Annotated in this window: 18 protein-coding genes and 2 pseudogenes; 14 read left to right on the top strand and 6 right to left on the bottom strand. The window is 70.2% G+C overall.

All coding sequences use genetic code 11. From position 1 onward, the window contains the following. Positions 1-24 precede the first annotated feature (24 nt). Positions 25-597, bottom strand: a complete 573-nt coding sequence (locus ACWD02_RS35355) for a dihydrofolate reductase family protein (RefSeq protein ID WP_451218559.1) — start codon at positions 595-597, stop codon at positions 25-27. Between the two features lie 136 nt (positions 598-733). Next, on the bottom strand, positions 734-1,525 hold the full coding sequence (locus ACWD02_RS35350; protein ID WP_451218556.1) for a hypothetical protein: 792 nt from the start codon (positions 1,523-1,525) through the stop codon (positions 734-736). Positions 1,526-2,205: 680 nt separating this feature from the next. On the opposite strand from ACWD02_RS35350, the gene ACWD02_RS35345 reads away from it, so the two are divergent. Then, on the top strand, positions 2,206-3,396 hold the full coding sequence (locus ACWD02_RS35345; RefSeq protein ID WP_451219162.1) for a hypothetical protein: 1,191 nt from the start codon (positions 2,206-2,208) through the stop codon (positions 3,394-3,396). A gap of 14 nt (positions 3,397-3,410) precedes the next feature. Here the strand turns inward: ACWD02_RS35345 and rox are convergent, their stop codons facing one another. After that, entirely contained in the window at positions 3,411-4,889 is a 1,479-nt protein-coding gene (gene rox / locus ACWD02_RS35340; RefSeq protein ID WP_451218553.1) for a rifampin monooxygenase, read from the bottom strand. 178 nt (positions 4,890-5,067) lie between these two features. Between rox and ACWD02_RS35335 the strand changes: the two genes are divergently transcribed. Further along, positions 5,068-6,258, top strand: a complete 1,191-nt coding sequence (locus ACWD02_RS35335) for an acyl-CoA dehydrogenase family protein (protein WP_451218550.1) — start codon at positions 5,068-5,070, stop codon at positions 6,256-6,258. 16 nt (positions 6,259-6,274) lie between these two features. Here the strand turns inward: ACWD02_RS35335 and ACWD02_RS35330 are convergent, their stop codons facing one another. Then, positions 6,275-6,919, bottom strand: a complete 645-nt coding sequence (locus tag ACWD02_RS35330) for a glyoxalase (RefSeq protein WP_451218547.1) — start codon at positions 6,917-6,919, stop codon at positions 6,275-6,277. A 240-nt stretch (positions 6,920-7,159) separates the two neighbouring features. Between ACWD02_RS35330 and ACWD02_RS35325 the strand changes: the two genes are divergently transcribed. Next, on the top strand, positions 7,160-7,711 hold the full coding sequence (locus tag ACWD02_RS35325; RefSeq protein WP_451218544.1) for a tellurite resistance TerB family protein: 552 nt from the start codon (positions 7,160-7,162) through the stop codon (positions 7,709-7,711). Positions 7,712-7,794: 83 nt separating this feature from the next. On the opposite strand, the gene ACWD02_RS35320 is transcribed toward ACWD02_RS35325, so the two are convergent. Continuing rightward, complete coding sequence (locus ACWD02_RS35320) at positions 7,795-8,766, bottom strand: hypothetical protein (protein WP_451218541.1); 972 nt, start codon at positions 8,764-8,766, stop codon at positions 7,795-7,797. Positions 8,767-9,334: 568 nt separating this feature from the next. On the opposite strand from ACWD02_RS35320, the gene ACWD02_RS35315 reads away from it, so the two are divergent. The 8 genes from ACWD02_RS35315 to ACWD02_RS35280 all read left to right on the top strand — a co-directional run bounded on the left by ACWD02_RS35315 (position 9,335) and on the right by ACWD02_RS35280 (position 17,650). Continuing rightward, positions 9,335-10,531 carry a S1 family peptidase gene (locus tag ACWD02_RS35315; RefSeq protein ID WP_451218538.1) on the top strand — a complete coding sequence of 399 codons (1,197 nt, stop codon included), beginning with the start codon at positions 9,335-9,337 and terminating at the stop codon, positions 10,529-10,531. A gap of 192 nt (positions 10,532-10,723) precedes the next feature. Further along, on the top strand, positions 10,724-11,854 hold the full coding sequence (locus tag ACWD02_RS35310) for an LLM class flavin-dependent oxidoreductase (protein WP_451218536.1): 1,131 nt from the start codon (positions 10,724-10,726) through the stop codon (positions 11,852-11,854). After that, the gene (locus ACWD02_RS35305) at positions 11,851-12,858 is read left to right on the top strand and encodes an alpha/beta hydrolase fold domain-containing protein (protein ID WP_451218533.1); all 1,008 of its coding nucleotides are present in this window, start codon (positions 11,851-11,853) and stop codon (positions 12,856-12,858) included. The genes ACWD02_RS35310 and ACWD02_RS35305 overlap by 4 nt, the downstream gene beginning before the upstream one ends. Positions 12,859-12,939: 81 nt before the next feature. Continuing rightward, complete coding sequence (locus ACWD02_RS35300) at positions 12,940-14,355, top strand: DUF6421 family protein (protein WP_451218531.1); 1,416 nt, start codon at positions 12,940-12,942, stop codon at positions 14,353-14,355. Between the two features lie 26 nt (positions 14,356-14,381). Further along, positions 14,382-15,122, top strand: coding sequence for an SDR family NAD(P)-dependent oxidoreductase (locus ACWD02_RS35295; protein WP_451218528.1), 741 nt, complete (start codon positions 14,382-14,384; stop codon positions 15,120-15,122). Positions 15,123-15,151: 29 nt separating this feature from the next. Continuing rightward, entirely contained in the window at positions 15,152-16,222 is a 1,071-nt protein-coding gene (locus tag ACWD02_RS35290) for a threonine aldolase family protein (RefSeq protein WP_451218525.1), read from the top strand. A gap of 82 nt (positions 16,223-16,304) precedes the next feature. Further along, positions 16,305-16,898 carry a transglutaminase-like domain-containing protein gene (locus ACWD02_RS35285; protein WP_451218522.1) on the top strand — a complete coding sequence of 198 codons (594 nt, stop codon included), beginning with the start codon at positions 16,305-16,307 and terminating at the stop codon, positions 16,896-16,898. Positions 16,899-16,942: 44 nt separating this feature from the next. Further along, positions 16,943-17,650 (top strand): B3/B4 domain-containing protein, encoded by a 708-nt coding sequence (locus ACWD02_RS35280; protein WP_451218519.1) that lies wholly within the window; start codon positions 16,943-16,945, stop codon positions 17,648-17,650. Between the two features lie 5 nt (positions 17,651-17,655). Here ACWD02_RS35280 and ACWD02_RS35275 read toward each other — a convergent pair whose 3' ends face one another. After that, a complete protein-coding gene (locus ACWD02_RS35275) occupies positions 17,656-18,384 on the bottom strand; it encodes a lysophospholipid acyltransferase family protein (RefSeq protein ID WP_451218516.1) in 729 nt (242 codons plus the stop codon). A 217-nt stretch (positions 18,385-18,601) separates the two neighbouring features. Between ACWD02_RS35275 and ACWD02_RS35270 the strand changes: the two are divergent. From ACWD02_RS35270 to ACWD02_RS35260, 3 genes and pseudogenes are all read left to right on the top strand, one after another. After that, positions 18,602-18,945: pseudogene (locus ACWD02_RS35270) on the top strand (thioredoxin family protein). A gap of 223 nt (positions 18,946-19,168) precedes the next feature. Next, on the top strand, positions 19,169-19,678 hold the full coding sequence (locus ACWD02_RS35265; RefSeq protein ID WP_451218513.1) for a flavin reductase family protein: 510 nt from the start codon (positions 19,169-19,171) through the stop codon (positions 19,676-19,678). 230 nt (positions 19,679-19,908) lie between these two features. Continuing rightward, a pseudogene (locus ACWD02_RS35260) lies at positions 19,909-19,989 on the top strand (electron transfer flavoprotein subunit beta); the annotation flags it as partial.

The following is a 19,989-nucleotide window of genomic DNA, read 5'->3' as shown; positions in this document are numbered from 1 at the left end:
CGGCGGGCGGCGGCGGTCGCCGCCTCAGCGGACGACGTCGAAGACGTTCTTCTGCAGGCCGTTGGCGTAGACCTCGTGCTCCACGAGCCGCAGCTTCTGGGCGTCCTTGTCCGTGGCGCTGAACAGGCGCTTGCCCGCGCCGAGCAGCAGCGGGAAGACGAGCAGGTGGTAGCGGTCGATGAGACCCGCGTCGGAGAGGCCGCGGTTCAAGGTGGCGCTGCCGTGCATGATGATCGGGCCGCCCTCGGTCTTCTTCAGGGCGGCCACCTCGTCGAGCGAGCGCAAGATCGTGGTCTCGCCCCAGTCCGACACCAGGTCACCCTCGGCGAGGCTGGTGGAGACGACGTACTTCGGCATCTCCTTGTAGTCGGCGAACTCCTCCATGCCCGGCCACACGGGGCTGAACGCCTCATAGCTGACCCGGCCGAACAGCATCGCCGTGGCCTCCTGCTGCTCCCGGCCCTTGATCTCGTACGCCTCGGGGAGGAACTCCACGTCCTTGAAGGTCCACCCGGAGTTCCGGTAGCCGGGCTCGCCGCCCGGCGCCTCCACGACACCGTCGAGCGAGACGAAAGCGGTGCTGATCAACGTACGCATCTGAAGCTCTCCTGGAAGTCCGGTCGTGGTGGTCGCCGCTTCATCATCGCGGCTACGGAGGTAATGACCTCGGCTCTCGCGGAAAGTAATCGGTCGCCCTCCGGAACCCGGGCCGACGGGCCCCACGCGCCCGGGTTCAGTCGCGACAACGGCTGTGCCTCTCGGCCCGCCAGGTCTCGCAGTTGTACGTCGTCACGGTGACGTCCTTGGCGGGCAGATACAGGGGGCGTTGGCTGCGGTGGTCGTAGAGGACCACGGTGCTGGGCCCGTGCCCGATGTAGAGCAGGTGCTCGGTGTCGACCGCCCCCAGGTCGAGGCCTTTGGCGCCGTCCCTGACCGAAAGCCGCACATCCGCGGGATACGCGCGCACGGCCAGGACGGTGATGGGACCGAAGTGCAGGGGCTCGACCCACTTCCCGCCCTTGGCGCTGTCCGCCATCTCGTCGGCCACGTAGGTGACGAGGGCCCCGACGAGTGCGATTCCCACCGCGCAGCACACAAGGATCGCCGTCCTGCGCTTCTCGGGCCGTGTCATGGCCGTACGCACGCGACCGGCACGGACCCGGGTGCCCGCGGGGCCGAAACGGTAGACGCCGTACAGACACGCGTTGGCCAGTCCGAAGAGCGTCGCGGAAGCGACGAGACTCATCAGCACGAGCCCCGCGGATCCGCTCAGCCGGGTCGAGTACTCCAGGCCCACGTCGCCGGGGGCCATGCCCAACTCGCGGTAGAACTGGTCGTACTCGATCGTCAGCAGCCCGAACAGGAGGGCCCCACCGGCACCGAGGGTGGGTAACAGGTACTTCTCGATCCACGTGCTCAGAGCCAGATCCGGGCCCGGAGCCGTGGCCGCCGGGGTCGTCGGCGATGTCGCCGACGCGCGAGGACCGGGCAGGGGAGCGCCCGGAGCGTGCGGTGTGGAGGTCATGGGCGGACGGTAGGGACGACGCGGGCCGGAACCAATGGTTCCGGCGCGGCACGGCCCTCAACCACCCGTTCGTGGGACAGCTTTCTCCGACGGCCGGAGAAAGCCGCGCCCAGGAGAAGGTCAGGACAGGTTCAGGAAAAGGACAGGACAAGGTCATTCCGGAGGGCGGAAAGGCGTTGTCCGCCTCTGCCTGCTCGTTCTACCCTGGCGCCCAGGCCAGCCCCCAGCCCCCGGACCGGCCCGACCGCTCGGCTCACGCTCTGCCGCCGAGCGGCAGGCACGTCGGCAACTCAGGCTGCCGGGTCCGTACTTCCTTGCAGCGGACGCATGGACACCGGCTCGTCCCGCCGGCTGTCGCGCCAGGGGGCCACTCCCGCGGTCCCCTCGCGCCGGTCGGTGCGGACACCCGCTCCTGGGGTACCAGGGGGAGCCTGCCCCCAGGAGCGCCGCGGCCGCCGCCGCCGAAACCGGCGGCGGCCGCAGGCTCCGGCAGCACCGCCCGATGCCGGAGCACACCCTCCTTACCCGCGCTGCATGGTCCGACACCCCCACGACAACAGGACACGGGACCAAGTAGGCGCCCGTTTCGGGGGAGTGGGCGAGGCGAAATGGTGAACACCGCTGCCGCCCCGGAGATGAGCAGCGGATACGGTGCTCTGGTGACTGATGGGGAGGGGACGGTGCCCGGGACCGCGCTGCTGATTGCGGCGGCGCCGGTCGGCAAGGCCCGTATGGTGGATGCGGCTTCCGTGCTGCCCGTGCTCGCCGCGGTGTCTCCGGCGGTGCTCGCCGGTAGCGCGACCGCGAGTGTCGTGGAGCTCGCGGACCCGCTTGACCCGCAGACCGTGCTGACTCGGCTGCGTGCGGCCGCGATGGCGCCGGGGCCTTTGACGGTGTACCTGATCGGGCAACTGCATCTCGATCGCCGTCAGCGACAGCAGCATGTCGCCCTGGCGCGGACCACGGCGGCGACGGTGCGCTACACCGGCTTCCCCTGGCACTGGATCGCCCAGGAGCTGCGGCTGCGCCCGCCCGGCAGCACGACCGTCGTCGCCGATCTGCATGCCGACGCCGACAGTTGGCAGCAACTGGCGCAGCGGCCCCTGGACGTGGGTGCGGGCGTGGCGCTGTACGGGCGCGTCGCCCCGCCGCCGGGCAGGCGTGCCGTCGCGGCGCCCTCCTACATGAAGGCGCTGGCGACGGTCCTGCGCAGCGGGCACCGGCCGCCGCTGCCGGACCTGCATCAGCACGTCGCGGCCCAGACGGCGGAGGAGGGCGCGGCCGGAGTCATGCTGCTCTGTGCCGACCCCGCCCTCGTGGCCTTCCCTGCCGGCGCTCCCGGAGGCATGCGCGACCATGCGCCGGTGCCCGCCCACCAGGTGACGGTGCCCGCCCAGCAGCAGGCGCCCGCTTCCGTACCCACTGACGCGCCAAAGGCACCCGGCGCGGACCCGCACGCGGCGATCACCAAGGCCGTGGAGGCGGGACGGCACGGCGAGGCCGCGGCCATGGCGGCGGCCTGGGAGCAGGAGGCACTGCGTACGTACGGGCCCTCATCGCCCGAGGTGGTGCACTGGATGGAGGTCCGCGGACACCTCGCGATCTTCGCCAAGGACCCGGGACGCAGCTGCGAGATCTGGCTCGCCGTGGTCTCCGCCCGGCTCACCGCGGGCCAGGCCCCCGACGCCCCCGATGTCGAGGCCGCCGCGGACCTGGCCCACCACCAGTGGGAGCAGGTCCGCGACCCGGACACCGTCCGCGAACTGGGCCCGGCCCTGGTCGCGTTGCGGCGCCGCGTCCCCGGCCGTCAGCGCGGCACGGTGAACCTCGTCCAGCAGCGTCTCGTGCAGTTCCACACGCAGGTCGGCTGAGGGCCGGAACGGTTCTACGCCGACGTCGCCGACGTCGCGGACGGCGACGTGCCGGGGGCCGCGGCGTCGTGGCTCGGGGCTCCGAACCACGTGGGCAGCAGGTCGAGAAGTTTCTGTTGGTCCTCACCGACCCACGCCACATGGCCGTCGGGCCGCAACAGCACGGCGGGCACGTCCAGTTCCTCGGAGACGTCGACGACGTGATCGACCCGGTCGGCCCACCCGGCGACCGAGAGCCGGCCGGTCTGGTCGAGCAGCAGCCCGCGGCCTTCGTGCATCAGCCCGTAGAGGTGCCCCTGCTTCAACTCCACGTCCCGCAGGCGCCGTCCGAGGAGTGCGTGGCCCTCGCCGAAGTCGTAGCTGACGTCGACCGCGGTGATCATCCCGGTCACGTACCGGTTCACCTCCTCGAAGTCCATCAGTCTGGCGAACAGCTCCCGCAGCGCCGTCGCACCCGGATCGGACCCGAGCATCGCGATCTGCGCACGGGTGTTGTCCAGGACGCGGGCGCCCACCGGGTGCCGTTCCGTGTGGTAGGTGTCGAGGAGTCCCTCCGGCGCCCAGCCGCCGACCTCCGCGGCCAGCTTCCAGCCGAGGTTGAAGGCGTCCTGCACGCCGAGGTTGAGCCCTTGCCCGCCGGTCGGCGGGTGGATGTGCGCCGCGTCGCCCGCCAGCAGCACCCGGCCGACCCGGTAGCGCTCGGCCTGCCGGGTGGCGTCGCCGAACCGGGAGAGCCAACGCGGCGCGTGCACGCCGAAGTCGGTCCCCGCGTGGGCCCGCAGCTGCTGCTTGAAGTCGTCGAGGGTCGGCTCGGTCGCGCGGTCCTCGGTCACCCCGTCGGCCGGGACGACGATGCGGTACACGCCGTTCTCACCGGGGCTCAGGCCGAACCGCAGCTGCGTCTTGTGGACTTCGGCGACGGCAGCGTCGATCGTCGCCTGATCCGCGGTCACCTCCATCTCGCCGAGGAGGGTCTCGACCGAGGCGGGCACGCCGGGGAAATCGACGCCGAGCAGTTTGCGTACGGCACTTCGGCCGCCGTCACAGCCGACGAGATAGCGCGAGCGCAGGTGCGTGCCGTCCGCGAGTTCGGCACGCACCCCGTCCTCGTCCTGGCTGAGGCCGACCACCTCGCAGCCGCGCCGGATGTCGGTGCCGAGTTCGACCGCGCGCTCGTGGAGCAGCCGCTCGGTGACGGGCTGCGGAGTGGCCACCCCGTACGGGTGCGCCGTGTCCAGCTTCTCCGGCCACGGCTTGATGATGCCGCCGAACAATCCACCGACCTTGAACTTCTCGTTGACCGCGAGGAACCGGTCCAGCAGGCCGCGCTGATCCATGACCTCGACACTGCGCGCGTGCAGGCCCTGCCCGCGGGACTGCTGGGTGGCCTGCGCCGTCTTCTCCAGGACGACGGTGTGCACACCGTGCAGCCGAAGCTCGCTCGCCAGCATCAATCCGGTCGGTCCGCCGCCGACCACGATCACGTCAATCATTGTTCTCATTTCGCTGGGTTTCCGGTTGAGATCGATGATTCTGCGTCACGACCGGGGCCTTGCCGCAAGGCCCCCCATGCGCTATATGTTGAGCATGGCAAGGAGTTCGGACACTCCTTGCCTTTGTCATGCGTCGCGCGCGTTCCGGTACGGGATTGTCGGCGAGGAGCGTCCCAGCATGAGCACTCTCGACATCCTTTCCGAGGACGAGCAATTCGTCGTCAGCACGGTGCGGGACTTCGTCGACAAGGAAGTGCGTCCTGTCGTAAGGGAGTTGGAGCACTCCGACACCTACCCCGAAGCCCTGATCGAGCAGATGAAGCGCCTCGGCGTCTTCGGCCTCGCCGTCCCCGAGGAATTCGGCGGCACACCGGTCTCCATGCCCTGCTACGTCCTCGTCACCGAGGAACTCGCCCGCGGCTGGATGAGCCTGGCCGGTGCGATGGGCGGCCACACCGTGGTCGCGAAGCTGCTGCTCCACTTCGGCACGGAGGAACAGCGGCGGCGCTTCCTGCCGAAGATGGCCACCGGGGAGATCCGGGCGACCATGGCGCTCACCGAGCCGGGCGGCGGCTCGGACCTCCAGGCCATGCGTACGTCCGCGCGCAAGGACGCGGGCACCGGCACCGGCCCCGACGCGGGTGGCTACGTCATCAACGGGTCGAAGACCTGGATCACCAACGCCCGCCGGTCCGGGCTCATCGCCCTGATGTGCAAGACCGATCCGGCCGCCGAACCCGCCCACAAGGGAATCTCGATCCTGCTCGTCGAGCACGGTCCCGGCCTGACGGTCGCGCGTGACCTGCCCAAGCTCGGCTACAAGGGCGTGGAGAGCTGCGAGTTGTCGTTCGACGACTACCGGGCGCCGGCCGACGCCGTACTGGGCGGGGTCGAGGGCAAGGGCTTCGCCCAGATGATGAAGGGCCTGGAGACCGGACGGCTCCAGGTCGCGGCGCGCGCACTGGGGGTCGGCCGGGCCGCGTTCGAGGACTCCCTCGCCTACGCCCAGGAGCGCGAGGCCTTCGGCGAGCCGATCTGGAAGCACCAGTCGATCGGCAACTACCTCGCCGACATGGCCACTTCACTCACCGCTGCCCGCCAGCTCACCCTGCACGCCGCCCGGGAGGCGGAGGCGGGCCGCCGCGTGGACATGGAGGCAGGCATGGCCAAGCTCTTCGCCTCCGAGACAGCCATGCAGATCACCCTCAACGCCGTCCGCATCCACGGCGGTTACGGCTACTCCACCGAGTTCGACGTGGAGCGCTACTTCCGCGACGCCCCGCTGATGCTCGTCGGCGAGGGCACGAACGAGATCCAACGCAACGTGATCGCAACCCAACTGGTCAAACGAGGCGGCCTCGACGCGTGAGCACGGCTGCTCCTCGTCAGCGAGGGCTCACGGAGGCGGTCCGCTGTACCGTCGCCGCCGCTTTCCACGGGTAGCCGTCCGGGTCGGTGAACGGGGTGGTGGTGGCGTTGATCGTGAGGCGGTGTGATCCGGTGCCGTCGGGGGATACGCCGAGGTCCTTGGCCAGGGCGCGGCGCCGGTACAGCGCCAGCTTGAAGGCGCCGGACGCGGTCTCGAACTCGCAGTACATGCGGCCGAAGCTCTTTGCCACGGCGAGGCCTTGCCCGACGTAGAACTGCTTGCTCGTGGCCATGTCCGCGACGCCGAGCAGGAGCACCATCTCGTCGATCTGCCGGGTGACAGGGCCGGTGTCCTTCTTGGCCGAGGTCGCGACCTTCCAGATCGTCCCGTCGGGGGCCTGTACGACGCCGCCGTAGCCCCAGAGCGACTTCGTGACGGGCTTGAGGGAGGTGGCGCCCGCGGCGAGGGCGGCGTCGACGAGGCTCTTGACGTCGCCCGGCTGGGACACCGTGAGCGCGAGCGTGAACCCCCGGAATCCGGTGCTGGGCTCCTCGGAGGCCCGTAGCCGCAACTGCGTGTCGAGACCGAAGGCGGTGGTGTAGAAGTGGCGCGCGGCGGTGGGGTCGGCCACGTCGAGGGTGACAGATGCGATGTTTGCCATGTCCATCACGCTAGAGAGGACAGGGCGGCTGATGCTTCTCCATTCCTGACCGGTCCGACACCCTGCCCCGCCGTGTCCCCGGCGGCGGCCGCCTGGCGGAGCATCCGCGTTACGACCGCGCTCTCGCGTTCGAGTCGCCTCCCCCGAGTGTCCGTGACGGAACTTCGCGGGGTGGGGAGGCGTTGGCAGGGTGACGCGTGGAACGCGCGCGGACGAGCTAACACAGCCGAGGTGGCACGGATGGCGATGTGGGACCGGATCAAGGACCAGGCCAAGGGTCTGCAGCAGCAGTCGCAGGGGGGACGCAGCAGCTCCGGCGGTCACGGACGGCCGGGTTCGGGGTCGGGCGGGTCCAAGGCGCAGCTCGTGGGCGTGCTCAAGTCCCAGCTCGCCTCCCTGAAGACGGAGCTCAAGAGCGGTTCCTACCGCGACGCGAGCATGGCCATGTGCGCGCTCGTCGCCGCCGCTGACGGCTCGGTCGACCCTGCCGAGCGCCGGCACGTGGAGTCGCTGATCCTGCAGAACGACGTCCTGAAGAACTTCCCGCCGGAGCAGCTGCAGCAGCGGTTCAACAAGCACGTCGACCAGCTGTCGTTCAACTTCCAGCAGGGCAAGACGGAGGTCATGCAGGAGATCGCCAAGGCGGCGAAGAAGCCGACGGAGGCCAAGGCGGTCGTGCAGACCGGCTTCGTCGTCGCCGGCGCGGACGGGTACATCGCCCCGGCCGAGGAGCAGGTCCTGCGCGAGGCGTGCGCGGCACTCGGCCTCTCCCCGCAGGAGTTCGGCCTCTGATCCGCAGGGCGCACGCGGGCGCGTGATCCGGGGTCCACACCCACGCGGTGTGGGCCCCGGCCTGCGCTGTGCCCACCAGAGGCCTAGGAGTCCTCCTCCGGCCACTGCCAGCTCATGCCGTAGATGCCTTGCCGACACTGAGCCGCGTACAGGTGGGCCGCGCCGGAGGAGTCCACGGTCAGGGGGCGTACCTTGCGCTGCTGGGCGGAGGCGTTCTCCCGGTAGTACGAGTGGCAGATCGCCGGCGGCCGCTCGCGGGGGAAGTGCACCTGGAGGAGATAGGCGTCCTGGTTGCCGCGTATGCCCCGCTCGTGGAGCGTCGTCGGGTGGCCCTGCGGCTCGGTGCGGATCTCGTAGTCGACGGTTGTGGTCTCGCCGAACGACAGCGGACGGCCGAAGCCGATCTGGAGCATCACTCCGCCCGAGACCGCGTCCTGCCGCATCGATTCCAGCTGTCCGCAGTGCACGGTCGCCTCGGGCGGTCCGGCGTCGGGGTCGTCCAGGAAGTGCAGGTTGATCAGCCGGTCGGGACCGTCGCAGACGGCGCGGACCAGGTGGTTGATGGTCAGTCGGCTGACGCAGCCCCGCCGGTCAAGGTGCAGCACCTCGCGGGTGAGGAGAATGGCGATCCCCTGGTTGAAGCGCGGGAAGGCGTCGCCGAGTGCCTGTTCCTGCCGGGACGCGCGACCGTAGAGACGCCGGGTCGCGTGCTCGTCGACGCGTACGACCGGACGGCGCCCGCGCGGGCGTTGGGATCGCAACAGCCCGGAGAGTTCTCCGGGCGCCAGGTCGAGGATGCTCTCCAGTGCGACAACGGCGCGCAGTGAGTCCGAGCGCTCGGGGCGGGTGCGATCGCGCTGCCAGTAGCTGAGGGTCGCGGGCGTGAGCCGGATGCCGCGGGCGGTGAGCCGCTCGCAGATCCGGTCCAGGGGGAGCCCGCGGCGCCGCACCGCCTCGCGCAGGGCGACGGCGAACGGAGCGGGAGGCTCAGTCGAAAGGACCGCCCCCGCACCGGATTCCGAGTCGTCCGACGTCAGCCCGGATGAGACCGTCACGAATTTCGCCTCCCGGCATGACAGATGACGAGCCGCACTCCCGGAACAGGCGCAACCGCCCGATGAATGCCGTTCGCGTCACCGCTGGACATGGCCGGACCCGGGTGACGGACAAAGGAATTCCCGCCTGACGCCTCGCCTACCAAACCCCGCCGGACCGCGTTCGTCAATATTTGTAACACCGATTCCGCATCACGTATCGGCCTCGGAGCGTTCGTCGGGCCGGGACCGGCTTCCACCGGAAAGGCGCCGTACGGGCGTCGCCGCCGGGCAGCTCAGAAGCGGTCAACTCCCGCCTCCGGGTGCTCCGCTGTGCGCGCGGAGGGGGTGCCACTTCCCACCCCCACGCCCGTGGGTGCGCATTAAGTGTTTACCCCTTTCGCCTTAAGGGCCGGTGCCCCGCCATGCCTTGTGCGGCCGCCCGAAGTGACGGGAAGGTTTCGCCCAACGGCGCGGTCCGGGAAATCCCGCGTACGGCGCCGATGGATGTTCGGTGCACCAATTGACCCCACCCCGGTGCACCGAACGTCCATATGCCACCCCCCACTTACCCTTGGAAGGCATTCCCATGGCGCATGTTCGGCATTACCTCCTTGCTGCCGCGGCAGCCGGGGCCCTGGTGGCCACGACGGGTGTCACCGGCGCGCACGCCGACGCACCCCCCACCCCGCGCTACGAGCCGCAGATGATCGAGGCCCTGGCGGACACGCTGGGTGTGAGCGAGACCGCCGCCGTACGGCGTCTCGACGAGCAGGCGGACCAGCAGCGCAGACTGGACCGGCTGCACCGGGACGGCGTCCGGACGGACGGTGCGTTCTTCGACGCGAAGGGCGAACTGACCGTGAACGTCGGCGCATCCCGCGCGGCGGCGCAGGTCAAGGCCACCGGCCTGACCGCCCGCATACCGAGCCGGGGCGAGGCGGAGCTGAAGCGCGTCACCGCCGCCCTCGACGCGGCGGCGGCCGAGCGAGTCCCGAGCGGCATAGCCTCCTGGGGGGCGGACCTTGCCTCCGACACGGTCAAGGTCACGGTGGCCGACGCCACCGCCCCGGCGGCGCGGGCCTTCCTCAAGGAGGCCCGCGAGTTCGGTGACGCCGTCCGGGTGGTCAAGGGCGGGCAGGAGCTGGAGGCGAAGGCGGCCGTCGCGCCGGGCAGCCGGATGAACATCAACAACCAGCCCGGTTCGTGGTGTTCGGTCGGCTTCGGCGCACGCAACGCGGCGGGCCGGCAGTACCTCGTCACGGCGGGCCACTGCGTGGTCGGCAACCCGGGCCTGTACTTCAACGGCTCGAAGTTCGCGACCGGCTCCACGACCCGCTTCGCGCTCGGCCAGAACAGCGTGGACATGGGCCTGGCGACGATCCAGTCGGGCTCGTCGATCACCACGGCGGTCGGCACCTGGGGCAACGGCGCCTCGGTCCCGGTGCGCGGCAGTCAGCGCGCGGCGGTCGGCGCGACCCTGTGCAAGTCGGGCTCGACGACGGGCTGGACGTGCGGACGGGTCGGTGCGTACAACGTGAGCGTCACCTACACCGATCGCAACGGCGGCCCGGACACCGTGGTCAACGGCCTCGGCCGGTCCACGGTGTGCGTGGAGGGCGGCGACAGCGGCGGCGCGTACATCGCGGGCAACCAGGCCCAGGGCATGACCTCGGGCGGCCCGACGAACCAGTCGTGCGGCGGGGTGAACGACCAGGGCTCCTCGTACTTCCAGCCGCTGGACGACACGCTGCGGTACTACGGCCTGACGCTCAACACGAACTGACCTCCCGCGCCTGAGGAGCACGCTTCCCCGGGAGGGCCGCCACGGCCCTCCCGGGGATTTCCTGTGCGCTGCCGCCGGCCCGTGGAGCCAAGTGGTGTTGTCGCTCTTGCAAGTTCGACATCTGCCGACTAGTCATATGACTGCTTGAAACAAGGGCGCCGACCCGTAGTGGCTCAACTCCCGGGAGGGCACGTGAAGTTCTCCGTCATATTCGAAGCACAGCTCGCCGATCCCACCGTCGAGCGAGAGCATCAGCTCATCCACGACAGCGTCGAACAGGCCGTCCTGGCCGAGGAGATGGGATTCGACCGCGTCTGGGCCGTCGAGCACCACTCCCTGAAGTGGTACGCCCACATGAGCGCCCCGGAGATCTTCCTGACCTGGGTCGCCGCGCGCACCAGCACGATCCGCATCGGCCACGGCGTGGTCTGCATGCCGTTCGCCTTCAACCACCCGGCGCGGGTCGCCGAGCGCGCCGCCATGCTCGACCTGCTGTCCGGCGGGCGGCTCGACCTCGGGGCGGGGCGCGGTGGGACGCTCCAGGAGACCTCGCTCTGCGGCGTCGACAAGGAACGTACGACCCAGGAGGTCGAGGAGGCGCTGCAGATCATCGGGAAGGCCTGGGAGAGCGAGGAACTCGAGCACCACGGCGCGCTGCTCGACATCGATCCGCACCCCATCCTGCCCCGGCCGCGGCAGACCCCGCACCCCCCGCTCTTCCTCGCCTGCAGCAGGACCGAGACCTTGACGCAAGCCGCCGAACTCGGCATCGGCGCCCTGGTGATGGGCTTCGCAGGCCCGGAGTCGATCGCGGAGATGAGGGACGCGTACGACACGGCGATCGCGGGCCGCACCGACGCGCGCCTCGTGTCCCGCGTCGTCAACGACCACTTCTCCGTGCTCTGCCCGACCATCGTGCTCGACGACCGCGAGCGGGCCCGGCGCGTCGGCATCCGCGGGCAGCGGTTCTTCGCGCAGTCCATCGGACACTGGTACGGCGGCGCCGGCATCCCCGATGAGGCCGTGGTCGAGGGGGCCGACGAGGCGGCCGCGATGCGGGAGGCCGCCGAGCAGGTCGTCGCGCGGCTGCACGAGCACGACATTCCGGTGCGGCCCACCTCCACGGCCACCTTCAACGCCGATCACGCCTATGGAACCGCCGACGACGCCATCGCGTACGTGGAACGGCTCCGCGACGCGGGCGCCGACGAGATCATGTGCCTCATCCAGATGGGCACCGTCCCGCAGGAGGCCTGCGTGGAGACCCTGCGGCAGTGGGGCGAGAAGGTCATCCCGTACTTCCGGGCCCAGGAGGCAGGGTGACGGCGGCGAGCACGGACGGTGACCGCCTCGCCCCGGCCGCACGCCCCCTGGTCGACGCGCTGAGCGCCGCGTTCCCCGACCTCGGCGGCACCGTGACCGACGCGGCCGAGGCGCGCCGCGTCCTCGCCGCAACGCCTTCCACCGGGAAGGCCGCCCCGATGGTGGGCGCCGTCGGGGACCGGCGCATCCCCGGTCCCGCGGGAGCTCCTGACCTGCCCGTCCGCGTCTACCACCCGCCGGGGCGGACCCACCCCCGCCCCACCGTCGTCTTCTTCCACGGCGGTGGCTACACCCTCTGCGGTCTCGACACCCACGACGCCATGGCCCGCACCCTCTGTGCGCGGTCCGGCGCAGTCGTGGTCTCCGTCGCCTACCGCCTCGCCCCCGAGCATCGCTTCCCCGCGGCCACCGAGGACGCCTACGCGGCCCTGTGCTGGGCCGCGGCCCGGACGGCGGCGGGCGGGCTCGGCGGCGACCCGGGCGCCGTGGTGACGGCCGGGGACAGCAGCGGGGGCGGCCTCGCCACCGTCGCGACCCTGATGGCGCGGGACCGGGGAGGGCCCGCCGTGGCGCTCCAGGTGTTGATCTACCCCGTGCTCGACGCGGGGCAGGGCAGCGGTTCGTATACGACGAACGCGACCGGCTACTTCCTCACCGCCGCGCACCTGCGCTGGTTCTGGGAGCAGTACCTCGGCCCGGACGGTGACGGCACCCATCCCTACGCCTCGCCCCTGGGCGCGGACGTCGCCGCACTGCCACCCGCGCACATCGTCACGGCGGGGTGCGATCCGCTCTGCGACGAGGGCGCCGCGTACGCGGTCAGGCTGCGCCTGGCGGGGGTCCCGGTGACACGGGGGCACCGGTCGGCGATGTTCCACGGGTTCCTGAGCTTTCCGCGACTCCTGGACGATGCGCGGACCGCGGTGGCGGAAGTGGCAGAAGCAGTTGCCTCTACGGTGCCCGGCAGGAAAATCAGCGGTGATGTTGGGGGTGTCACAGGATAATTTCCCGGACCTCCCCTTGTGGTGGGGAACCTCGCACACATACGGTGTTCTGACGCGAGGTTCTCCCGTGGAGGTTGACAAGTGACGGAAATTCTTGTGCAGAGGGTTACGGAAGGTGCGGTTCCTCCCGTGAGTGGGGGTGCCCCCATGGGAAGGGTCGTGGAGCACCCGGCTTGGCCGATGCTCAAGGAAGCCGTGGAAGAGATCCGCCCGTGGCAGTCCGCGGACGGCTCGATCGACTTCGACGCGGAGGGCGCCCCGGCGCGGTCCGTGGCCGAACTCGCCGTCGACCGCGTGATATCCGGGATCGAGCAGCTCGCCCCGCTGCTTCCGCACGACGCCGCGTACCACCAGGCGCTCGGCGTGGACCTGAGGCGCTGGGCGGACGGCGGTTTCCAGGTGCCGGACTTCCTCGACTCGCTGCTCGCCTTCCAGCCCGCGGCGCATCGCGAGGACGGCCTGCAGCACCTCGTGGTCTTCCCCATGTACACGCAGAACGGCAACCCGGACCGCAACCTCGAAGCGGTCGTGCTGCGCATGGTCTGGCCGGAGTGGCTGGCGGAGCTGGAGCGCACGCGCTACGACAACCCGCTGTTCTGCGGCATCACCTTCGAGGACTTCACCGCCGGGTACGACACGAACTCGGCCGTGCTCTTCCCGGAGACCATCGCCGTGCGCGAGGCCCCCGAGCGCTTCAGCTGGGGCGGCATCTTCTGCGACCGCGAGGCGGCCCGCTTCCGCCGCGTCACCGAGGCCTCCGTCGACATCCTCGGGCTCGAACTGCCCGACGACATCCGCGAGATGATCGGCGACCAGGACCGCTGCCAGCAGGCGTTCGTCCTGTGGGACATGGTCCACGACCGCACCCACAGCCACGGCGACCTGCCGTTCGACCCCTTCATGATCAAGCAGCGCCAGCCGTTCTGGATGTACGGCCTGGAGGAGCTGCGCTGCGACCTCACCGCCTTCAAGGAGGCCGTGAAGCTGGAGGCCGAGGGCGTCCCGCAGGCGCGTGACGTGCAGTACGCCGTCCTGTTCGACCGGATGTTCCGCTTCCCGGTCACCGGCGACCGCGTCAAGAACTACGACGGCCTCGGCGGCCAGCTGCTCTTCGCGTACCTCCACAAGCACGACGTCGTCCGCTGGACCGACAACAAGCTCAAGATCGACTGGGAGCGCGCGCCGCGGGTCACCAACCAGCTGTGCGCCGAGATCGAGGAGCTCTACCGCGCGGGCATCGACCGCCCCAAGCTCGTGCACTGGTTCGCCGCGTACGACCTGGTGTCCCAGTACCTCGCGCCGCACCCCGGATCGCGCTGGGCCAAGGGCCCCGACGCCCTGGATGTGCAGCTTCCGCCCAGAAAACTCGTCGACGACGTGCTTCCTGACGAGTTTCCGCTCAGCATGTTCTATGAGGCGCTCTCCAAGAAGCTCAAGCGAGTGATCGCCGAAACCAAGGGGATCACCGCCGCGAGCGTCGAGCAGGTCGCCGCGTGAGCAACCGCACCAAGGAGGCGAGGACGATGTCCGCACTCGATGGAGCCGTGGTCGCGGTCGCGGGGGCAGCCGGTCCGGCAGGCCGTGCCACGCTGCTCAGGCTCGCGGAGGCCGGTGCCACGGTCGTGGCGTCCGACGCCGACGCGGCCCGCCTCGCGGAGGCCGTGGACGCCGCGCGGTACGCGCACGGCGGAGCCACCGTCATAGGTGACACCGTCGACCTGCTGGATCTCGGGGCGACCCGGGAGTGGGCCACCCGCACCGAGAAGGAGTTCGGGCGGATCGACGGCCTGGTCCACCTCGTCGGCGGCTGGCGCGGCAGCGCCACCTTCGCCGCGACCGACCTCGCCGACTGGGACCTGCTCGAAAAGCTCCTGATCCGTACGGTGCAGCACACCTCGCTCGCCTTCCAGGACGGCCTGCAGCGCAGCGACCGGGGGCGCTACCTCCTGATCAGCGCGGCCGGCGCCTCCAAGCCGACGGCGGGCAACGCGGCCTACTCCGCGTCGAAGGCGGCGGCAGAGGCGTGGACCCTCGCGCTCGGCGACGCCTTCCGCAAGGCGGGGGGCGAGCAGGGCCTGTCATCGGCGGCTGCCATCCTGGTGGTCAAGGCGCTGGTGCACGACGCGATGCGCGCGGAGCGGCCCAACGCGAAGTTCGCGGGCTTCACGGACGTCACGGAGCTGGCCGAGGCCATCGCCAAGGTCTGGGAGCAGCCCGCCGGAGAAGTGAACGGAAAACGCCTGTGGCTGACCGAGAAGCCGTGACCGCTCGCGACACCCGTGACCGAGAAGCCGTGAACCCTCCGAAGACCGACGCGCGCCGCCACCACGACCCGGACGTACGGGGATTCGCGAGCGACAACTACGCGGGCGCCCACCCCGAGGTGCTCGCGGCCATCGCCCTCGCCAACGGCGGTCACCAGATCGCGTACGGCGAGGACGACTACACGGCCAACCTCCAGCAGGTCATCCGCGGCCACTTCGGCCCCACCGCCGAGGCGTTCCCGGTGTTCAACGGCACCGGAGCCAACGTCGTCGCGCTCCAGGCGATCACCGACCGCTGGGGTGCGGTGATCTGCGCCGAGTCCGCGCACATCAACGTGGACGAGGGCGGCGCCCCCGAGCGCATGGGCGGCCTCAAGCTGCTCACGGTGCCGACGCCCGACGGCAAGCTCACGCCCGAGCTGATCGACAAGCAGGCCTTCGGCTGGGACGACGAGCACCGGGCGATGCCGCAGGTCGTCTCGATCGCGCAGAACACCGAACTGGGCACGCTCTACACGCCCGACGAGATCCGCGCCATCTGCGACCACGCGCACGAGCTCGGCATGAAGGTGCACCTGGACGGCTCGCGCATATCGAACGCCGCCGCGTCCTTGGACGTCCCCATGCGGACGTTCACGAACGCGGTCGGCGTGGACATCCTGTCCCTGGGCGGCACGAAGAACGGCGCGCTCTTCGGCGAGGCCGTCGTCGTCCTCAACCAGGACGCCGTCAGCCACATGAAGCACCTGCGCAAGATGTCCATGCAGCTCGCCTCCAAGATGCGCTTCGTCTCGGTGCAGTTGGAGGCGCTGCTCGCCAAGGACCTCTGGCTGCGCAACGCCCGCCACGCGAACGAGATGGCCCAGCGCCTGGCCGAAGGGGTGCGCGCCGTCCACGGCGTGGAGATCCTCTACCCGGTGCAGGCCAACGCGGTTTTCGCGCGGCTGCCGCACGACGTGAGCGAGCGGCTGCAGAAGCAGTACCGCTTCTACTTCTGGGACGAGGCGGCGGGCGACGTCCGCTGGATGTGCGCGTTCGACACGCGCGAGGAGGACGTGGACGGTTTCGTCGCGGCCCTCAAGGAGGAGATGGCGCGCTAGCCTCTCCGTAGAACTGCATAGATATGCGATCGACCGTAAAAGCATTGACTAGCGGTCGGTCGCATTTCTATGCTCCCGTGGCATGCAGCTGATCCAGCAAAACCCTGACCTCTCCGCCTACTTGGCCGCCGATGAGGTCATCGATCATCATCATCCGCTCGTGCGCGAGACGGCCGCGCGCCTTGCCGCGCAGGCCACGGATTCATACACATACGCTCGCGCGGCCTACGAATTCGTGCGCGACACCATCCCGCACTCCGCCGACAGCGGCGACCCGCGCGTGACCTGGCGCGCCTCCGACGTCCTGGAGCAGGGCACGGGCATCTGTCACGCCAAGTCCCACGCGCTGGCCGCGCTGCTGCGGGCCGAGGACATCCCCACCGCCCTGTGCTACCAGCGGCTTACGCACGACGCGGGCACGGGATACGTCCTGCACGGCCTGGTGGCCATCCGCTTCCACGGAGCCTGGCACCGGCAGGACTGTCGGGGGAACAAGCCCGGAGTGGACGCCCAGTTCTCCCTCGACGGTGAGCGGCTGGCCTTCGCGGTGGATGTTGAGTCCAGTGAGATGGACTATCCGGTACTCTGTGCTGTACCGCGCCCGGCGGTTCTCCGCGCCCTGAAGGAAGCCCCGGACCGGCCGTACCTGTGGGAGCACCTCCCCGACGCACTCTGAACCGCCCCACTCCGAACCGCCCCACCCCGAACGCAAGGCAGCCGATGACCTTCCAGATCACCGTGACCGACGACGTGCGCGACCTCGCGCCCGGCTTCACCCACGTCGCCATCGAGGCCCACGGGCTCGTCAACGGGCCAAGCACCGACGAGACCTCGGCCCTCCTCGACGAGGCCGCGCGGCGTCTCGCCGAGCGGCTCGGCGACCGCGCCCCGCACGAGGATCCGCACATGGTGGCGTGGCGCGCGGCCTACACCGCCTTCGGCGCGAAGCCGTCCCGTACCCGCAACTCCGCCGAGGCGCTCGCCAAGCGCGCACTCGCCGACGGCGGCCTGCCGCGGATCAACGCCCTCGTCGACGTCTACAACGCGATCAGCGTCGCCCACCTGATCCCGGTCGGCGGCGAGGACCTGGACCACATCAAGGGCGGCATGCGTCTGCTGCGGGCCGACGGCACCGAGGACTTCGTCACCATGGCCGCGGGGGAGCAGGCGGTCGAGCACCCGGACGCGGGTGAGGTCGTCTGGTGCGACGACGAGGGTGTCACCTGCCGCCGCTGGAACTGGCGCCAGGGGCCGCGCACCCGCCTCACGGAGGAGTCGGTCAACGCCATCTTCCTTCTGGAGGGGATGGGGCCGGACTCCGGCGTCGAGGAAGCGGGCGCCGAACTGGCCGAGCTGCTCGCGAAGTTCAGCCCCGGCGCGCGGCTCACCGTCCACGCGCCGGAGCGGGCGTCGCAGCGCCCGGAGTAATCGATTCAGCTCGCCTCGGCGGCCTTCACCTCGGCGGGAGTCGGCGCGGTGCCGCCGAGGTGCGCCGGCATCCACCACGTGTCGTCCGGGCCCTTGGGGCGCACGGGATAGGCACGCTGCGCGGCTTCGAGGAGTTCCTGGCAGCGCTCGCGAAGGCGCCGGGTGATCGCGCCCGCGAACTGGTCCTTCGGTGCCTCGACCGGCTCACCGACGCGGATCGTGATCGGGATGTGGCTGCGCCCGAAGTTGCGCGGCTGGCCCTTGGTCCACAGCCGCTGTGTGCCCCACAGTGCCATCGGGATCAGCGGTACGCCGGCCTCCTGGGCCAGGCGCGCGGCGCCGGACTTGAAGGTCTTCAGCGTGAAGGACGGAGAGATCGTCGCCTCGGGGAAGACGCCGATGATCTCCCCGGCACGCAGCGAGTCGAGCGCGTGCTGATAAGCCGTCTCACCCTGCTTGCGGTCGACGGGAATGTGCTTCATCCCGCGCATCAGCGGACCGGAGATCTTGTGCCGGAACACCGACTCCTTGGCCATGAAGCGCACGAGACGCTTCTGCGGCAGGGCCGCCAGGCCGTCGAAGATGAAGTCGAGATAGCTGATGTGATTGCTGACAAGCACCGCGCCACCGGTGCGAGGGATGTTCTCCGACCCCTTGCAGTCGATCTTCAGGTCCCATGCCTTGAACAGCGTTTTAGCGGCACCGATGACCGGACGGTAGACAAGCTCTGCCATGGGTGGGGGTGACCCTTCGTTTCTGCCTGGGGAGGGTTCCCGGCGGGAAGTTACGCAGCCGTAGGTTTTTCGGCGTTGCGCAGATCGTGCCCCAAGAACGGACCGCTGGCCACCCATCGTGCCCGGCAGGCGCGAGATTCTCGTCACGTCGGGAATGTTTCCCGGCGCCGGGGCGCTGAAGTCGGGGACGGTTGGATCATGACGCAGGAGCGGGAGGCTGACGTGCGGATACGCGACGCGGGAGACCGCATCGCCCTGTCGGGACCGGGCACGTGGGCGGGACGCGAACTGGGGGAGCGCGCCACGCTCGTGCAGTTCTCCAGCGCTTTCTGCCAGCCCTGCCGGGCGACCCGCCGTGTCCTCTCCGAGGTGGCCGCGATGGTCCCCGGCGTCTCCCACGTGGAGATCGACGCCGAAGCCGAACTCGATCTCGTACGGGAACTGCGCATCAGCAGGACACCGACCGTGCTGGTTCTCGACGCGGACGGACAGGTCGTCCAGCGCGCGACCGGGCAGCCGCGCAAGGCCGATGTGATCGCCGGCATCGGCAAGGCCGTGTGAGACCGCGGGACCCGGGGGAGGAGGGCCATGACCCGACGACGTCTTTCACATCGCGGAACGGACTTGACTGCACCCCGCATCTATCGCCAGCCTGCTCCCATGCCTCCGGAGCTCCTTCTCTACGAGCGCGTCCACGTGGACCTCGCCCGTCATGCAAGTGCGCGCTGTCCGGGCTGCTGAGCAGCCACGGAACCGCTCGTACCTCCTGCAGAAGGACAATTCCATGACGGCCACGCCCGATCTCCGCACCCCTCAGCTCGCCTCCCCCGACCTCCTGCGCTCCGTGTTCCGGCAGCACGCGGCGGGGGTCGCGGTGATCACCGCCCAGGGTCCCGCCGGGCCCGTCGGCTTCACCGCCACCTCGCTCGTCTCCGTCTCCGCCGAGCCCCCGATGCTCTCGTTCGGCATCGGTACGGGGGCCTCCAGCTGGCCCGCGGTCTCCGAGGCCGAACACGTCGGCGTCCACATACTCGGCGAGCACCAGCTCGACCTCGCCACGACGTTCGCGCGCAGCGGCGCCGACCGCTTCGGCGCGGACACACGCTGGTACGAGGGGCCCGAGGGAGTGCCCGTGCTCGACGGCACGCTGGCCTGGCTGGTCTGCAGGGTGGCGGCGCGGGTGCCCGCCGGTGACCACCGGATCGTCCTCGCGGAGGCGGTGGTCGGTGACCCCGCGGGAGCCGGGCGGCCGCTGCTCTACCACCAAGGTCGCTTCAACGCCCTGCGCGACTGAGAGTTCCCGGCGGGCCTTCCCGACGCCCGATTACAGAGCGTTGGGAAGGTCACAGTTCAAAGCGCTTGCTTAGTGGGAATGAAATGGGTGTACTGGCGAGTAATATTCTGGTGGGAGCGCGGGCCGCCCCGACCGGGATCCGCCTCTTCAGGCGCCTATGCTGCCTGCAAGAAGGCAGTGGCCAGAGCAAGGCAGCAGCCCAGTAAAGACGATGCAGTAGGAGAGCCGGCGTGAGCTTGAGGATCGTTGTCACCGTGAAGTACGTGCCTGACGCCACCGGCGACCGGCACTTCGCCGATGACCTGACCGTC

The organism is Streptomyces sp. NPDC002853 (assembly GCF_053591915.1).
The sequence above is the reverse complement of the archived record's forward strand: the minus strand, read 5'-3'. Positions and strand labels throughout refer to the sequence as shown.

What these genes read in the sequence shown, in the direction of transcription:
- ACWD02_RS35355 (WP_451218559.1), bottom strand. Translation starts at nt 597, where the DNA reads ATGCGTACGTTGATCAGCACCGCTTTCGTCTCGCTCGACGGTGTCGTG.
- ACWD02_RS35350 (WP_451218556.1), bottom strand. Translation starts at nt 1,525, where the DNA reads ATGACCTCCACACCGCACGCTCCGGGCGCTCCCCTGCCCGGTCCTCGC.
- rox (WP_451218553.1), bottom strand. Translation starts at nt 4,889, where the DNA reads ATGATTGACGTGATCGTGGTCGGCGGCGGACCGACCGGATTGATGCTG.
- ACWD02_RS35335 (WP_451218550.1), top strand. Translation starts at nt 5,068, where the DNA reads ATGAGCACTCTCGACATCCTTTCCGAGGACGAGCAATTCGTCGTCAGC.
- ACWD02_RS35330 (WP_451218547.1), bottom strand. Translation starts at nt 6,919, where the DNA reads ATGGCAAACATCGCATCTGTCACCCTCGACGTGGCCGACCCCACCGCC.
- ACWD02_RS35325 (WP_451218544.1), top strand. Translation starts at nt 7,160, where the DNA reads ATGGCGATGTGGGACCGGATCAAGGACCAGGCCAAGGGTCTGCAGCAG.
- ACWD02_RS35315 (WP_451218538.1), top strand. Translation starts at nt 9,335, where the DNA reads ATGGCGCATGTTCGGCATTACCTCCTTGCTGCCGCGGCAGCCGGGGCC.
- ACWD02_RS35295 (WP_451218528.1), top strand. Translation starts at nt 14,382, where the DNA reads ATGTCCGCACTCGATGGAGCCGTGGTCGCGGTCGCGGGGGCAGCCGGT.
- ACWD02_RS35285 (WP_451218522.1), top strand. Translation starts at nt 16,305, where the DNA reads ATGCAGCTGATCCAGCAAAACCCTGACCTCTCCGCCTACTTGGCCGCC.
- ACWD02_RS35280 (WP_451218519.1), top strand. Translation starts at nt 16,943, where the DNA reads ATGACCTTCCAGATCACCGTGACCGACGACGTGCGCGACCTCGCGCCC.
- ACWD02_RS35275 (WP_451218516.1), bottom strand. Translation starts at nt 18,384, where the DNA reads ATGGCAGAGCTTGTCTACCGTCCGGTCATCGGTGCCGCTAAAACGCTG.
- ACWD02_RS35265 (WP_451218513.1), top strand. Translation starts at nt 19,169, where the DNA reads ATGACGGCCACGCCCGATCTCCGCACCCCTCAGCTCGCCTCCCCCGAC.